Raw genomic sequence first — 15,140 nt, 5'->3', positions numbered from 1 at the left:
GACACTCGCCCATCGGGGTGTCTTGCCGTGCTCTTTGCGCTTATTGATGTCTCGGTGCACTTGCCTGCCGCCGATTCGCTGATCTGCGGGTATAGGCAGACGTGCGCCTGCACGCTGTCTGTACCCGCGCATCATCACCTTAATACCATTGGAGACCGCTTCAATTTGACTATGCAGTCGTCGTTCGAATCACCTAAACCCCAACCCGAGCTCGCAGTACAGCAATGATGACTCTGGTGGACGCCATCGCCAGCAGCAAAAAAGCACCCCGTATCAAAGACCTCGTTGAACTCTTTGATTGTTCGGACACGAAGCTCTACGAACTCGTCAGAGACGACCGTATCCCCCACTTCAGAGTCGGCTCTTCCATCCGCTTCGACCCCTTTGTTCTGTCCAGATGGGTACAAGGCAAAGCGGCATGAGAAGCAGTGCAGCAAAGGAGTCAGCTACATCCAAGAGATGGCGCTGACCTTTTGCTGCATGGGTTCGTCTTCGGCCGGAGCGAGATAACGCAGAACCGTAGCCAAGTCCTCGTGACCGGTATAGGACATCACGGTCCTGGCGTCCACTCCGTTCCTCAGCGACATCGTGGTGTACGTCGCCCTGAACTTGTGGATCGTCCACCGGTTGCATTCATCGTTCTTTCTACAGGCTGGGCAGCGGCCGCAGTTCAAATCGGCACTTCGTGCAGACCGTTTCAGCATTTGCAACCACTTCTTGTTCGGGGTGTCATTCTTAGTTCCGAGGACGAGTTTGGTGCCTGGTCTCTTTTCCTTCCACGCTTTCAGGGTGACGGCCAGATCGTCAGCGAGCGGTACAGACCTCTCTGCCCTGTCTTTGATCCTCACATCGTACTCATACTCGTCGTCGATCATCTCTCGGACTTTGATTACCTTGGAACGGAAGTCTACGTTCCCGCCGGGTGCTCAATCGGCGCTGTGTGCTGTTCGGCCATGTCTTCATTATCTCCTTGTCGTCCACACTCATCAGAGTAAATCTCGCACGGAGCATGAGCAGTGAGCGCAGCACGACGCTAGAGATCCACGAGGAAGGTAGAGCTACTTGGCGTGGTTCCCGAAGTCATAGCCGCCAAGTGAGCTGGCCTGATTAGCCTTTGCCATAGCAGCTACGTCGGGAATTATCGTAAAAAGAATGAATTCCCCCAACGGCAACGGCTCTTTGCTCGTGACGAGATAGATCTTCTCGCCCTTCTTTTCCACGGTAATTGGGATCAGAACCTTTGGGTCCAATTGGGCATTGATACCCGTCCACATCCGATAGCTTGCCATCGAAAGTTCTCGTCGATCCTTTTCTTCCTGAAAGCGAGCTAGAGTGATGTCTCGTCCGGTGTCCACAGTGCCAACCAGGCACATTGCGAATGAACTGTCCGGCAGTTGATATGGTGATCTGGCCTCGCGGAATTGAGCTTTCACGCGCGCCTTTGCTGCTCCATAACTGAAGGCTGCGCCAGCAACATTTGTTGTCTTAAACCCGGTGGAATGGCTAGGGTCCATACCAACCCATGTCGTGCCTTGCAGGTAATAGGCTCCCGAAGCTACCGGACAGTCAGGTAGTACGGGTTGCGCGAAAAGGCTCAAAGGCGCACACAGGACAACTGCGAACACAGCTAAGGCAGTGATTTTCATGTGAAGAGACTGTACCATTCTCACCGCTCAGAAGGCCAGCAGTTCATCAAGCCGAGTGCAGAGGGCCGTGCCTACTCAATAGCTGCTGACAGAATCGTTAAGCGGTACTTCTTTCCACTCGGGATCTGGAACCGGTTCGTTATTGTCCCGCTTGTATTCGAGCCAGACAGCGATGCCATCACTAACGCTCTGCCTCGCCTCTCCTAGGCTTGAACCAAGACCAACCACACACATTTGCACGGTGATCGCTCCCCAGCCGCCGTCTCTCGCCTGTTCAAAGCGAGCGGCATAGCCCGATTGTTTGTCCATGCTGTTGAACGCCCGGCCGGCCCTGCGCTGCTGCTTGGGATGGGGTTTCATTCCCTCAGGCTACACCTCAGGCAGTGTCTGTTAAAAGATTAGAAAATAAACATGTCCATGCAGATGTTTATAGTGTATCTTCGATTCATGCGGTAACGGAGAAGATGAATGATGAAGACGAAGAAAAATGGAATGGCGTGAATCGTGGAATCTGCCGTCGATACCTGACGAAGTCTTCTGGCCCGAGGTTGGGCGCAGAAGAGGGCAGAAGGGCGGGGGCAGCAAGCCTAAAACGATGCGCCCATGTGAGTTCTGCGAAGAGCTTCATGGGGCGAGAGAAATGCAACGGCACCTACCGAGGTGCCCTAAAAGACCGAACGCAACGAAAACAAAGGTGAAAAATCTATGACAACTACTTCTGACGTGTATCAAAAGACTGCTGATCTCTCCACAACCTGCACTGTCTGCCCTGAGCATTCCGATAGGCATTACAAATGTGATCAATGCAATCTCCCCTACTGTTCCGAACATTGCTGCTCCTGCGACCATGTAACGGCTGAACACGCATTGGTTGCCGCACACCAAGCCCTCTGGTGCACACCTCTAACTTCGTCACAGACGCTACTAGTCCAAGACGAGTATGGAGTTGTTTACGCACACGCCGGCAGGACTGAGTGGATGCTTGCGGTTCCCGTTAGCGAAGGTGATCCCGATGCTGCCTATCTACCTGCCGATCTGGCGGGCATTCATCGGGAGCGCCAGGAGAAGGCTGCCGATGATGGGTCTCTCCGTTACAGTGCTGGACAATTTGATGTTCAGGTCACTCGGTTCGAAATTAATGGCCGCGTGTTTACAGCCTCGACTTTTGATCAAGTCAACTGAAGGCAACTTAACGACAAAAAGAGTCCCACCCGAATGCACAGTCTGCATTCGGGTGGGACTCTTTTTCATGCAATCGTTCTCTCAATGATCGCGCCATCTGAGATAGCAATGTTTTCTGCCCTGTATAGCTCAGCGCCTTTGTTATCTATAGTTTACACCGTGGCATCTTGAACAAATTTGAGCGACAATTAGCCTATTCGCGGTTGTTTTAAGAACCAGGCGCTATCGATAAGGATGGCGAATCTCGGAACAGGAGAAAACATCACAATGGACTTGGTAGAAACTCTTGCGACCAAACAGAACGCCTGGAAGGTAAACGAACTTGCCGAGTTGTTCAACTGCACTCCCCAATCACTCTACGATCTCGTGAGAAATGGAGGAATTCCCTATTTCAGGGTAGGAGGGGCAATCCGGTTCGATCCGGTAGCCGTGTCGAGATGGGTTCAAAACAAGGGCGTCCTTGAGGGCAAGCGGGGTGCATCGCGCAAACCCTGGGGGATGAAGACAACGTAATGACGCTGGTAGAAACCATTGCAGCAAAGAAAGGGGCCTGGAAAGTGGAGGAACTGTCCCAGTTGATTGGCTGCTCCACCACCAAAATCTACAACCTAGTGGATGCCAGATATATACCCCACTTTAGGTTGGGTGCAATGATCCGCTCGTCAGAATCGAGACATCTGTGGATGTGATTATAAGGCTGCCGGCCGTGCTGGCATGCACTGGCTTATCTCGCAGTTCCCTCTATGCCCAGATGGCCGCCAAGACATTTCCCCAGTCCATTTCGTTGGGTGACAGGGCTGTAGGCTGGCTCCAATCAGAGATTGAATCCTGGCAGGAGCAGCGTATCGCACTCAGGGGCAACACTGGGGACAACCCGTTCCAGCATTCTAGATAGAGTCATTGCAGGAATGGATCTGAGCCCGCATAGATGACGGAGTTGTTTGAACAAAAGGAGCGTGCGTATGTGTGCTGCGTCGCTAGGCGTAGGATTTGGGTATGAAGAAGATCCTAATGCTCTTGCTGTCAATGATGGCGCTGGCTTGCCACGCGCAAATAGCGACAACTCCAACAATCAAGGGTCACGTCTTGGGTGAAACGTTTGAGCAATTCATCGTCAAATCTAGTCCTGCGACCCATGTACAGGCGCAACTCTGCATAGAAACTAACGACCAAAAACGATACACCGTAGACGGGTGTAGCGAGTTTGTAGCGTTCGTGTCGTCCATAGCTAATGGCTCCCAGTCTGCAGAATTGAAATGCCAAGACCCGATCTATGGGTTGGGTGTATGCAGAGACTTCCGTGGCTATGCCAAGTTTGCCCACAATAAACTTGTCGAATTGAATATTGAGATCACAGACAAAGCGTGGAGCGAAGCTCTAACTGACGCGACCTCCAAATTCGGCCAGCCAGATGAGACACATTCAGACACTGTTCAAAACGTTTATGGGGCCAAGTTTGACCTACAGACCGCAACTTGGACAAAGCCAGACTTCCTTGTGGTCGCATTTGAAAAGATCAATGTGCCCTACAACTTGAACAGGTTCATAGAAATCACCCTCACCGACCATGCCTACTTCCAGAGTGAACAGGCAAAGAAGGCACATGGTAGTGCTCTCGACTAAGTATGAGGGGCATCACTACCCGCCTTCCCATATTGATGTACGCCCAACGATAGGAATGCCATGAACGCTCTAATTCGCAGACCCTTGCTGAGCCTCTGCCTTTTGCTTCCGTTTCTTACTGTGGCTTGCTTGAAGGTAGCGCCCCCACCTTCCCCACCACCTTCGCCTGATGTGATTGCCAGGGTGACTTCGGCGAAGAAGATCTTTCTGTCCAATGGAGGCGAGGATGCTCAATTCGTACACGATATTCCGGGAGGTCCGAATCTGGCATACGATGAGCTTTATGCATCGCTCAAGCAATGGGACCATTTCCAGCTAGTTACTTCACCGGCGCAAGCTGATCTTATCTTCGAGATACGGGGTACGGAGCGTTCAGCAATTGTAGAGTCAGCGAGCCCGGATGGCCGCCATTCCGATGTCACGTATTTCCCCGCATTCTTGAACCTCTCCATCCTCGATCCCTCTACGCAAAGTTCTTTGTATGTGATTACCATCTGGGCAGGGCGGGATACCACCATCCCTAAAGGTAAGATCGCTTTCACGAAGTCCATCGGCACATTGACCGACCGGATAAAAGCCGTTGTATCTGTGCCCGCACAAACACCACAACCGTAGCGCCATCGAAGCAGCCTCGCGAAACGGAAAACGCCCGGTCCTCATGAGAGGTTGCCGGGCGTTATTGTTTGTCTGTGTCGCGGTTGGTAATGGCTTCCGTCTTGTTTAGAGAGGCCCAAGATTTCCCTGCGGCTCAATAGGTGTAGAGGGCTCTTTTAAAATTCACGGAAACGGCTCTAAGAAACGACATCTCTCCGAAGAACAACCGGCAGATTCTTGGGAGATCGAAATCCCGAGCCGCCCTGCCAGGTGACGGGTTCCGTCAAGCTCGCAGAAGAAAATAACTCAACGAGCGGACGAAGCATGGCAACAGAAGCCATGCGCAAGAGACTTGCCCCTACACACGCGTGAGATCCGGCTCCGAGGGTGAAGTGCGCCGCTCCACGGCGACATACATCCAGCTCATGGGGCTGAGCGAAGCGGACAGGATCGTGATTGGCGGCGATGATACGCAGGATCAATCGATCTCCCTGGCGAATGAAAGCATCCCCTATCACCAAATCTTCCGTTGCCTGACGGCGCAGAAAGCGACCCAGGCCGGCGTGCCTCATCAACTCTTCAATCGCCTGCTCAATCAGGCCGGACTCCAGATGAACGAGTGCCCACTGCTGCGGATTCTGCAACAAGGCGTAGAACGCATTCGCCAGCATACAAGGCAACGTATGCGAGAGGGCGACGAATCCGGAGTCGCGCAGGGCCTCGGCTCTCGCGTGAAAACAAGCCTGAAGCGCGGGGGTAACAGACTTTGCCTCCGCACGGAGCGCCGGATCATAGGGTTCCGCGGCTGCCGCCGAGACAGTCCCGGCAAGTGTTCGCAGTCGCGCAGCCTCTTGCGGATCAATTCCTGTCACAAGGGCCGCCAAGTCAAGGCAATTCGGTCTAACGTAGGAATCGAGCAGGTCTACAGGGGACCCTTCGGGCAGAGTCTGAGCTCGTGCCTGAATAATAGGGGTTATGACCTCCGACCAGGCACGAAGCTGGGCGGGAGAAAGCGCTTCCCTTGCCTCTGCGCGCATCTTCTCCATGGCCTCGTCGTCTTCCGTGGTCCGGAGCGACTTGCCATTGTTGCCAAGACCCGAAGAGCGAAACGCTGCGAGTACATCTTCGTAACGGCTCAGAACCCAGGCGTCCAGATCCTTATCGAAATAAGCAGGCTCAATGTGCGGAGATACAGGGGAGTCGAATTCATCGCTACTCCAGGCGGGTATGGATGATTCTTCTCGTAGTTTTTGCATGACGGCTCCGGCTCTAGTATTTCAAGTTGAGCGCCACTTCTTGTCAGCATTTTGTCATTGTTGGCCAGATGACCCAGGTCTCATCTCCTCCCCACAGAAGTAGGTGTCCCCGATCAAAAAGCGCTACGACGTCGGCCTGTCCGGCACGTCCATCCGCGCGTAAAAGTCCTCGAGAAATCGCCCAGCGTAGCTTTCCAGCAAAGACTCCACCCTTTGGGCCGAGTCTGAGCGCACGATCAGCCCTGCATGATGATGCTTAGGCAATCGGTAGACGATCTCCGGGTCTGCGTAGGCCGACAGATCGGGCTGCTCCTGGCGTGCCAGACAGATCACGCTGCCAGCGTAGTCCTGACGTAACTCGGGAAGGTGGTAGCGTTCCCCGCGCAGCCGGGCGACTTCGATCCGAGCCCACTCCGTCCAGGGATTCAGGCCGCTGGCATACTGCACCACCTCGGCAATAAAGGCGCCCCCGACTCTCGCCGCAGTCTCGAGAAAGTAGAAACGTCCATCCGCGTGCGCCTTGATGAATTCGCTGTGCGTAACACCGTGAATCATCCCCAACGCCGACAAAGTTGCCGCATGGATCGTGCGCAACGATACCGCGTCATCATCTTCGCGGTCGAGAGTTCGCGTTGTAAAGACACCACCGTGATGCATGGTCTGCATCGGAGGCTTGCCGTACTTGTGGGCGGCGGCAAAGAGCACCTCGCGGTCCCAGGTGACCCCTTCGACATGGAAGATCTCACCAGGGACAAAGCACTCCAGCACGTGCTCGCTGGCGGCATCTCCAAGCTGTTCGAGCAGCGGCCAGATCTCGTCCGGATGTCCCACTCGCTTGATCCCGATCGCCGCGGCGCTCGACCGGGGCTTCAGCAGCCACGGTCCCTGCGTGTTCTGCAGAAAGTGACGGATGTCTTCGTGGTTCACAACGGGCGAGAAGTCGGGGACCGCGATTCCAGCGGCCTTCGCCGCAGTCCTCATCGCCAGCTTGTCGCGAAAGAACCGTGTCGCGGTCTGCCCCATCCCCGGCAACCGCAGATGCTCGCGCAACAGCGCCGCCGTCTCCAGATCGAACTCATCCAGGGCAACGATCCGATCGATACGGTGAGTGCGGGCGTAGTAGGTGACGGTGTTCAGCACCTGCTCCGGCGTCAGCCCCGCAGGCATGGTCTGGAAATCTACCAGACTATCCTTCGGCCAGTCCCCGTTCGCATGCTTCTCGATGGTCAGCAGTGTGACATCACAGCCCAGCGCAGCGGCTTCGCGCAGGAACGCCTGGCCCTTCTCGTAGGTGCTGATGCAAAATATCGCCGGTCGCCGTTCCATGCCATCTCCTCATGCAGCTATCTCGACCTACTTACTCATACCTTGTCATCTCGACCGGAGCATGATGGTTTTATCGTCATGCGGAGTGGAGAGACCCCTCGATGCAGAGCGTGATTCGAATGTTTGTGGGGCGCTTTGCGTCTAGAGCCCCCTGTATTTTGCCCACATCACCACAAATACCGCACTGCAAGATTAAGGCTTACACCGCTTGAGCCATCTCGCGAAGCAGCCTTGATTCCTTACCGCCGTCGGGACGCTCTGCGTCCCGACGGCGGTAAGGAGATTAAAACCCACCTTTTCGGCACGGTTGAAACCGTGCCCTTCCGATTCGGGCAACTCCTCCGAACCACCGCGTCGTCGATTTTACTTTTCGCCCTGCAGCTTTCGCACAATGTTTGTCGTGGAAAAACCTTCCACCGTAGGCACGATCTCGACACGCCCACCCCGAGCCGTCACATCTTCATAGCCGACGACACTCTCCGCAATATAGTCCCCGCCCTTTACAAGAACGTCAGGCTTCACCGCGCGAATCAACTCCAGCGGGGTATCTTCTTCAAACAACACCACCGCATCCACCGCTGCCAGCGCCGCCATCACGCGCGACCGTTCGCGATCGCCTACGATCGGACGCGACGGCCCCTTGAGCCTCCGGATTGAATCGTCCGAGTTCAATCCCAGCACCAGCTTCGAGCCAAAGCGCCTGCAATCTTCAAGCAGGGTGATGTGGCCGACGTGCAGCAGATCGAAGCAACCATTGGTAAAGACGATGGTTTCTCCCGCTGCACGCCACTCCGCGATGCGCTGGGCCAGCCGCTCGCCATCAAGGATCTTCTCCGCTCCCGAGATGCCGCTTGAAGGCGTCAGCATGGCGACCAGCTCATGGCGCGCAATAGGAACCGTGCCCACCTTCGCCACCACGATGCCCGCAGCCAGGTTCGCCAGCTCCACGGCCGTCTCGTTCTTCAGCCCCGCCGCCAGACACGCCGCCATCGTCGCAATCACGGTGTCTCCTGCGCCGGAGACGTCATACACCTCACGCGCCCGGGCCGGAGAGTGATACGAGCCCGCATCCGAGAGAACCCGGATTCCCTTCTCGCTCATCGTGACCGTCAGGAACTTCAGGTCGTGTTCGCGCCGCTGCTCCTCACCCGCGGCCAGCAGAGTCTCCAGGTCATGCGCCGGAACACCCGTCGCCGCCGCAAGCTCGTTCAGGTTCGGGCAGACAGTCGTCGCGCCAGAGTACTTGCTGAAGTCCGGCGATTTGGGATCGGCCAGTACCGGAACTCCAAGCCGTTTCGCGGTGCGGATCACGGCCTCGCACAGCTCCGCCGAAAGCGCACCCTTGGCATAGTCCGAGAGCACGACCGCATGCACCTTCGGAATCAACTGTTCGACGCGCTCCTGCAGGCGCTGCCGGTCGACGGCGGTAGGGTGCTCGCGGCTCTCGATGTCCAATCGCAGAAGCTGCTGCATGCGTCCGAGAATGCGCGTCTTGGAGATCGTCGGCAGAGCGGTCGAAACGACTCCCACCGTATCGATCTTCGCCGTCTCGAGGAACACGGCGAGTTCGCGCTGCTCCGTATCCTCTCCCCAAAAACCTGCCAGCAGAGCCTGGCAACCCAGGCCCGCAAGGTTCATGGCCACATTTGCAGCTCCACCGGGCCGCTCATAGCGCTGTACGTGCCGCAAGACAGGCACGGGGGCCTCCGGCGAGATGCGGTCGACTTCGCCGAGAATATAGCGGTCCAGCATCAGGTCGCCCACCACCAACACCTTCAGGTTGCCGAAGCCGCCTTCCAGCAACCCCAGAACTGCATGAATCTCGTGCATCATCAAAATCTCTTCTCCTCAAGCTTCGGCAACGTTCGAATGCCGCGCTCCTGCATCCTTGTCAGATGCTCCTGCGTGGCCTGCCAGGCCTCTTCGACCCCTATGGACAAGATGCATTTTTTGCCCTGGACGACGCATGTCTCCAATTTGCAGCCACCACACTCCACCCAGTGGAGCACAACTCGCACGTGCTCTCCGTTGGGAATCCACTCTCCGGGCATCATCCTGGAGCTGAAGACTCCCAGCACCGGCGTTCCCACCGCCGCCGCCATGTGCGCCGGTCCGCTGTCATGGCCGAAGAACATCACCGCCCTCTCCATGACGGCAGCGCTGACCCGTGGCCTCGCAGCCCCACACAGGTTGACCGCGAGCCCCGCTCCCGGAACCGTTCGCCAGGCCTCGGCGACGCTCTCGCTCACCTCGTACTCATCACCGGCTCCAAGAATCGCCAGGCCATACCCTGGCCACGCTGCCGCCAGCTTCGACAACAACTGTTGCCAGCGAGCCGTGCCCTCCGAGCCTCCGCCCCACTGATTCGATTGCGCTTTGGTACCCAGGCTGAAGGCAAAGAAGGGAGTACCGCCAAAAGGCTGTGCAAGCTCCCTGCCAGCCTGCCGCTCTTCGCCCGTCAATCCCGGAGACCAATTTGCGAGGTCATCCACCCCCGCATCGCCAAGCTCCGCGATACATCGCGCCAGCCGTCGCCCTTCCTGCTCAAACCAGGGAGTTCCCTCGCGCATTCCTTCGCTGCGATGGTGCTGTAGATCTTCGGTCAAAGGGAGGCCGATCTGCTGCCGTATACCGCACAGCCGAAAGAACATCCGGTCGCGCCGCGCCGCCTTTTCGCCTCGTGCTCCGGCCAGGTAGACCAGGGCATCCGGCTTCCATCGCCGGATCGTCCAGGCCAGCTTTAGCAGCGCCAGCAGGCTGCGCTCGCCCACGACATAGGTCAGATAGCCATCGACCAGACCGCTGCCCTCCAGCACGGCTTCCACAGCCGCTGCTTTATTCATCACAGGGATGTTGGTCAGCAGCCGGCGCTCGGCCTCAGGAAACGCACGCTGAACGAGCCGGTAGCAAGGAAGCGCTACCAGGTGGTCGCCCAGGCTGCCAAGCCGGTACAGCAGCACACGCTTCACATTCGCAGAGGACATGCTGTCAGTGTCGCCGTCAACGGAGTCCTCGCGCAAGCCGTGAGCTTACAAGCTTTTGCCGCTGCGCTCGGAGTTCCGATGACCCTTTCCACCCCTCAAGTGAGTCGAAGAGAAGGAACCTGCTCTCCGTTTGCGTCGTAACAAGCATCTCAAGGAAGTACATACCCCTTGGTTCTGCATCAGACACCGAGTACCATGCGAGAAGCTACCCCATGCTTGATGCTCTTCACATCTCCCTGCTGCAGGACCAGGCCACTGCGCACTGGCACGACAACTCTGCACCTCTCCAGACGGCCCGCGACGCCTTCGAGACCCTCATTCTCGACCAGCACCGCGCCAACTTCGATCTCTGGCACCGTGAGGACGCGGCTCGCGATCCCCTGGCCGCCGACCAGGCCATCGCCGCTGTCAAACGCGCGATCGACAAGTTGAACCAGCGGCGCAACGATCTTGTCGAGCGTATCGACGTGGCTCTGCTGGAAAGCATTCCCGCTCAGTCCGCGGAGTTGCCGCTGAACTCCGAGACTCCAGGCCTGATGGTCGATCGGCTCTCCATCCTTGCCCTGAAGATCTTCCATACCGAAGAGGAGACTCGGCGCAAGGAGGCAAGCGCCGAACATCACCAGAGAAACCGGGAGCGGCTCGCGTTGCTGCTCGAACAGCGCGACGACCTGACCACGTGTCTCGCCACGCTCTGGACCGAGGTGAGGAACGGCAAACGCCGCTTCAAACTCTACCGCCAGTTGAAGATGTACAACGACCCTGCGCTCAATCCGGTGCTTTACAGCAGGCCGCTGACCCCGGACGGTTGAGCTCCATTTGACCGCCACGACCTTTCGCCCGTATAAAACCGAGAAGACTTCAACAGCGAAACCCAGGATTTATACGGCCCTCAACAACGATTTAGGTTTCATTGCAGAGAAGACCATGTCCACGAAGTCGGGAAAAACCCTTATCACCGCAAACCACACCGCCCCCACGGCTGACGGCGCCCTACACGCCAAGCGGTCGCCGCGAACTCTCGCCGGCAGCGCTCAAGCCGACGACACCGCCGCACGCAAACAGACGCTTGCTCTCTACGAGACGGCCCTGAAGCTCATGCAGGCGGGCAAATACGAGAAGGCCCACTCGGCCTTCCTGCAGATGCTCGATACCGCTCCGCATGACCTCGCCGATCGTATCCGCATGTACATCGCCGCTTGTCTCAGCCATGTTTCCAAGGGCACGACGAGCTTCGAGACCCATGAAGAGCGCTACGACTATGCGATCTCGCTGCTGAACCATGGCCGTTACGACGATGCACGCGAGCACTTCGAGCAGATCCTGCTCAAGGAGAAGGCTGCCGATTATGCCTTCTACGGTCTCGCCCTGCTGGCCAGCATTACGGGGGACACGCAGAAGTGTATCGATCACCTCAGTGAAGCCATCCGCCTGAACGCGCACAACCGATTCCAGGCTCGCGCCGACTCCGACTTCGACGGCGTCGCCGAAGACCCGCGCTTTACCGAGCTGCTTTACCCGGAATCCTGAGCCATCTCAGGCGACCGGCCTTGCGTCCAAGTAAGGAACACGCAAGGATGCGTCTGGTCGGCACACGGTGCCTGTCCCGCCCTGTGCGTCTAAACTAAAGCTGACGCATGTCCAAACCAGATTCGAAACAGCTCCGCGTAGTAGCCATCGGCGGCGGCACAGGCCTCTCCACGCTGTTGCGCGGCCTGAAGCGCTACGTGGCAGCGCCGGGAACAAAACCGCTCTCCCCTGAGAACTGCAGCAACATCCCCTGCCTCATCCGCGAACTCTCCGCCATCGTCACGGTCACCGACGACGGCGGATCTTCCGGTCGCCTGCGCGAAGACCTCAACATGCTCCCTCCGGGCGACGTGCGCAACTGCATGGTGGCGCTCTCCGAGGACGAACACATGCTCTCACGCCTCTTCCAGCACCGCTTCGCCAGCGGCGATCTCCAGGGGCATAGCTTCGGCAACCTCTTCCTCGCGGCGCTCACAGGCATTACCGGCGACTTCGCACAGGCCGTACAGACCAGCTCGCAGATTCTCGCCACACGTGGCCGTATCTACCCTTCCACAACGTCCTACGCGACCCTCGCAGCGCAGATGGACGACGGCTCCCTCGTTTATGGCGAAACCAATATCACCGCCAGCAAGCGCTCCATCGTAGAGCTGATGCTCGAACCCGCCGACGCTGGCCCCCTGCCGGAGTCGTTGGAAGCCATCGCCAACGCCGACCTCATCACGCTCGGCCCGGGCTCGCTCTACACCTCGCTGATTACCAATCTTCTGGTTCGAGGCATTCCCGAGGCTCTCGCCGCCAGCAAGGCCACACGCGTCTACATCTGCAACCTGATGACCCAGGCCAACGAATCGCTGGGCCTGACGGCCTCGCAGCATATTGAAAAGATCCTCGACCACGCCGGCGCGCAGATCTTCGACTATGCGCTCGTGAACATCGCTCCTCTGCGTAGAGAAACTATCGTGCAATACGCCCGCGAAGGCCAGGAACCCATCGAAGCAGATCTGGAACGCATTCGCTCGCTGGGAGTAGAACCTATCACCGGCAACTTTGCCCATGAGGGTGAGGTGCTGCGGCATAGCTATGAGCATGTGGCAGAGACGGTGCTGCAGTTGGCGCTCAAGCGCTAAGCCTTACATCACAGAAGGCCACTCCTGCGCTGCATGCAGTATGCGTACGACTCGGATGGTGTCATCCTCTTCCACGCGATAAATGGCGATGTATGGAGTTCTCTGAATGATCAGTTCGCGTGTGCCTTCAAATTGGCCTGGTCGTCCCAGAGCGGGAAAGCGCACCAACTCATCGGTCTGTTCGCAGATGCGAGTATCCACAAGAAGAGCATTCTGCGGACTGTCCTCCACTACATAATCGAAGATGCCCTGTAGATCCTGAACAGCAGCTTCACTCCAGATAACGGCCATCGTCTATCGCAATTTGGCTCGTGCAGAAGCACGCCGTTCTGCCATTCGCCGATCGACCTCTTCCCGTGAAACTGCTGGACGCGGATCATCCAGCGCCTCCTGCACTTTGGCACGAAACCAGGCGTTGTAGGCCTCATTGTTCGCCGGCGTAAAAGGCAGAGCCCCTTCGTTCGCGGTGCGCGTCAAAAGAATCCGCACGGCTTCGGAGACAGTCATACCCTGCTCTTCTAGAACCGCCGTAGCGCGATCTCTTACGTCAGCATCGATTCGAGTTTGAACTAAGGCATTAGCGGCCATGGCATCCCCCTGGCAGATTGTAATTCATCTGCATGACAACCACTCACTTATTGCAGCCATCAGCTCGCCGCCGAAATCCCTACCAACTGCGGCTTCTCTTCCGCCACTGTCCGCTTCAACTGCCCGCACGCTGCATAGATGTCGCGCCCGCGCGGCCTGCGGATGTAAGTCGCAATCCCACCCTCAATCAGCATCTTCTGAAAGACCGCAACATCCGCCGGCTTTGGCTGGTGATAATCAATCCCCGGCCCTGGGTTCCAGACGATCAGGTTCACCTTGGCACGTATACCGTCGAGCAGCTCCAGCACCTCGCGCGCATGCTCGGGCTGGTCGTTCACCTCTCCCAGCAGCACGTACTCGAACGTGACCCACTCGCGTGTACGCAGGGGAATCTTCTGCACCGCTTCCAGCAGCGCGGCGATGTTCCACTTGCGCGTAATGGGCATTATCCGCTCACGGACCACGTCGTTACTCGCATTCAAGCTGAGCGCCAGCTTGGGACGCATCGTCTCCTTCGCGAAGGCCTCGATCCCCGGCAGAATGCCCGAGGTCGATACCGTCATCCGCGACTCCGGAATCCCGATCCCCTCCACCAGCACCCGCACCGACTGCATGAACTGCTCGTAGTTCAGAAAGGGCTCACCCATCCCCATGAATACGAGGTTGATGCGGTCCTTGCCGATTTGAATCCTGTGGCGATTGAGTACCGCCGCCACCTGCCCGGCGATCTCCCCTGCGGTGAGGTTGCGCTTGATCCCCAGCTTCGCCGTCAGGCAGAACTGGCAGTTCACGGCGCAGCCTACCTGGCTCGAGATACAGATCGTCGCGCGGCGAAAGCCCTGCTCCGCCAGCGTGCCGAAGTTCGACCGGTCACGCCCATTACCCCGCCGCGACCAGTAACCACCGTCCACAGCCTCCTCGGCGACAACCACCTCCGCCGACTCTTCCTCTGCGGCCTCGCTCCCGTCCCCGCGTTCGCCGCCATCGCCATCGGGCATCCAGACCGTCTCTACCGTCTCGCCGTCGGCCATGCGCATCAGGTAGCGCTCCGTGCCGTCGACCGACTTCGCCGTCTGGGCAATCTCCGGCAGGCCTATCGCAAAGCCCTCGGAGGTCAACCGATCGCGCAATTCCTGTGACAGCGTCGTCACATCCTCCACCAACCCGACCCGCTGCTTGTACAGGGCCTCAAACACCTGCCGCGCGCGATACGGCTTCTGCCCCAAACCAGCCATCAGCTCGGTCAACTCCGGCAGTGTCTTTCCGAAAAGCGCGTGCATA

Annotated in this window: 18 protein-coding genes and 1 pseudogene; 9 read left to right on the top strand and 10 right to left on the bottom strand. The window is 57.7% G+C overall.

The genetic code is table 11. The features are described 5' to 3' along the window. The first annotated feature begins 224 nt into the window (after nt 1-224). Nucleotides 225-422 carry a helix-turn-helix domain-containing protein gene (locus ACIX8_RS08760; RefSeq protein ID WP_014264981.1) on the top strand — a complete coding sequence of 66 codons (198 nt, stop codon included), beginning with the start codon at nt 225-227 and terminating at the stop codon, nt 420-422. 24 nt (nt 423-446) lie between these two features. Here the strand turns inward: ACIX8_RS08760 and ACIX8_RS08755 are convergent. From ACIX8_RS08755 to ACIX8_RS08745, 3 genes and pseudogenes are all read right to left on the bottom strand, one after another. Beyond that, nucleotides 447-902, bottom strand: a pseudogene (locus tag ACIX8_RS08755) (tyrosine-type recombinase/integrase); the annotation flags it as partial. Between the two features lie 156 nt (nt 903-1,058). Next, nucleotides 1,059-1,646, bottom strand: coding sequence for a hypothetical protein (locus ACIX8_RS08750; protein ID WP_150110542.1), 588 nt, complete (start codon nt 1,644-1,646; stop codon nt 1,059-1,061). Between the two features lie 75 nt (nt 1,647-1,721). Beyond that, nucleotides 1,722-2,006, bottom strand: coding sequence for a type II toxin-antitoxin system HicB family antitoxin (locus ACIX8_RS08745; RefSeq protein WP_014264979.1), 285 nt, complete (start codon nt 2,004-2,006; stop codon nt 1,722-1,724). A 618-nt stretch (nt 2,007-2,624) separates the two neighbouring features. Here ACIX8_RS08745 and ACIX8_RS08740 point away from each other — a divergent pair. The 5 genes from ACIX8_RS08740 to ACIX8_RS24465 all read left to right on the top strand — a co-directional run bounded on the left by ACIX8_RS08740 (nt 2,625) and on the right by ACIX8_RS24465 (nt 5,066). Then, nucleotides 2,625-2,828 carry a hypothetical protein gene (locus ACIX8_RS08740; protein WP_014264977.1) on the top strand — a complete coding sequence of 68 codons (204 nt, stop codon included), beginning with the start codon at nt 2,625-2,627 and terminating at the stop codon, nt 2,826-2,828. A gap of 267 nt (nt 2,829-3,095) precedes the next feature. Continuing rightward, nucleotides 3,096-3,341: a helix-turn-helix domain-containing protein gene (locus ACIX8_RS08735; protein ID WP_014264976.1), complete on the top strand. Its 246-nt coding sequence runs from the start codon at nt 3,096-3,098 to the stop codon at nt 3,339-3,341. 166 nt (nt 3,342-3,507) lie between these two features. Beyond that, entirely contained in the window at nt 3,508-3,723 is a 216-nt protein-coding gene (locus ACIX8_RS08730; RefSeq protein ID WP_014264974.1) for a helix-turn-helix transcriptional regulator, read from the top strand. Nucleotides 3,724-3,824: 101 nt separating this feature from the next. Next, a complete protein-coding gene (locus ACIX8_RS08725; protein WP_014264973.1) occupies nt 3,825-4,451 on the top strand; it encodes a hypothetical protein in 627 nt (208 codons plus the stop codon). Between the two features lie 183 nt (nt 4,452-4,634). Then, complete coding sequence (locus ACIX8_RS24465; protein ID WP_223295490.1) at nt 4,635-5,066, top strand: hypothetical protein; 432 nt, start codon at nt 4,635-4,637, stop codon at nt 5,064-5,066. A gap of 176 nt (nt 5,067-5,242) precedes the next feature. Here ACIX8_RS24465 and ACIX8_RS08715 read toward each other — a convergent pair whose 3' ends face one another. The 4 genes from ACIX8_RS08715 to ACIX8_RS08700 form a co-directional block, all read right to left on the bottom strand. Then, nucleotides 5,243-6,301 carry a cytochrome P450 gene (locus ACIX8_RS08715; RefSeq protein WP_014264971.1) on the bottom strand — a complete coding sequence of 353 codons (1,059 nt, stop codon included), beginning with the start codon at nt 6,299-6,301 and terminating at the stop codon, nt 5,243-5,245. Between the two features lie 123 nt (nt 6,302-6,424). Beyond that, nucleotides 6,425-7,627, bottom strand: coding sequence for an ATP-grasp domain-containing protein (locus ACIX8_RS08710; protein WP_014264970.1), 1,203 nt, complete (start codon nt 7,625-7,627; stop codon nt 6,425-6,427). Between the two features lie 363 nt (nt 7,628-7,990). Further along, nucleotides 7,991-9,460 carry a bifunctional D-glycero-beta-D-manno-heptose-7-phosphate kinase/D-glycero-beta-D-manno-heptose 1-phosphate adenylyltransferase HldE gene (gene hldE, locus ACIX8_RS08705; protein ID WP_014264969.1) on the bottom strand — a complete coding sequence of 490 codons (1,470 nt, stop codon included), beginning with the start codon at nt 9,458-9,460 and terminating at the stop codon, nt 7,991-7,993. Beyond that, nucleotides 9,460-10,611, bottom strand: coding sequence for a glycosyltransferase family 9 protein (locus ACIX8_RS08700; protein ID WP_014264968.1), 1,152 nt, complete (start codon nt 10,609-10,611; stop codon nt 9,460-9,462). The genes hldE and ACIX8_RS08700 overlap by 1 nt, the downstream gene beginning before the upstream one ends. A 212-nt stretch (nt 10,612-10,823) precedes the next feature. Here ACIX8_RS08700 and ACIX8_RS08695 point away from each other — a divergent pair, with 212 nt between their 5' ends. From ACIX8_RS08695 to ACIX8_RS08685, 3 genes are all read left to right on the top strand, one after another. After that, the gene (locus ACIX8_RS08695) at nt 10,824-11,423 is read left to right on the top strand and encodes a DUF4254 domain-containing protein (protein ID WP_014264967.1); all 600 of its coding nucleotides are present in this window, start codon (nt 10,824-10,826) and stop codon (nt 11,421-11,423) included. 115 nt (nt 11,424-11,538) lie between these two features. Then, complete coding sequence (locus ACIX8_RS08690) at nt 11,539-12,141, top strand: tetratricopeptide repeat protein (protein WP_150110541.1); 603 nt, start codon at nt 11,539-11,541, stop codon at nt 12,139-12,141. 107 nt (nt 12,142-12,248) lie between these two features. Continuing rightward, nucleotides 12,249-13,271 carry a gluconeogenesis factor YvcK family protein gene (locus ACIX8_RS08685; RefSeq protein ID WP_014264965.1) on the top strand — a complete coding sequence of 341 codons (1,023 nt, stop codon included), beginning with the start codon at nt 12,249-12,251 and terminating at the stop codon, nt 13,269-13,271. A gap of 3 nt (nt 13,272-13,274) precedes the next feature. Here the strand turns inward: ACIX8_RS08685 and ACIX8_RS08680 are convergent, their stop codons facing one another. From ACIX8_RS08680 to rlmN, 3 genes are read right to left on the bottom strand one after another with little or no spacing between them, the layout of a single operon-like run. Continuing rightward, the gene (locus tag ACIX8_RS08680) at nt 13,275-13,562 is read right to left on the bottom strand and encodes a type II toxin-antitoxin system RelE/ParE family toxin (protein WP_044176403.1); all 288 of its coding nucleotides are present in this window, start codon (nt 13,560-13,562) and stop codon (nt 13,275-13,277) included. Between the two features lie 3 nt (nt 13,563-13,565). Further along, a complete protein-coding gene (locus tag ACIX8_RS08675; RefSeq protein WP_014264964.1) occupies nt 13,566-13,859 on the bottom strand; it encodes a type II toxin-antitoxin system RelB/DinJ family antitoxin in 294 nt (97 codons plus the stop codon). 59 nt (nt 13,860-13,918) lie between these two features. Continuing rightward, entirely contained in the window at nt 13,919-15,139 is a 1,221-nt protein-coding gene (rlmN, locus tag ACIX8_RS08670; RefSeq protein ID WP_014264963.1) for a 23S rRNA (adenine(2503)-C(2))-methyltransferase RlmN, read from the bottom strand. Nucleotide 15,140: the final 1 nt, after the last annotated feature.

This window comes from Granulicella mallensis MP5ACTX8, from assembly GCF_000178955.2.
Classification (GTDB): Bacteria; Acidobacteriota; Terriglobia; order Terriglobales; family Acidobacteriaceae; genus Granulicella; species Granulicella mallensis.
The sequence above is the reverse complement of the archived record's forward strand: the minus strand, read 5'-3'. Positions and strand labels throughout refer to the sequence as shown.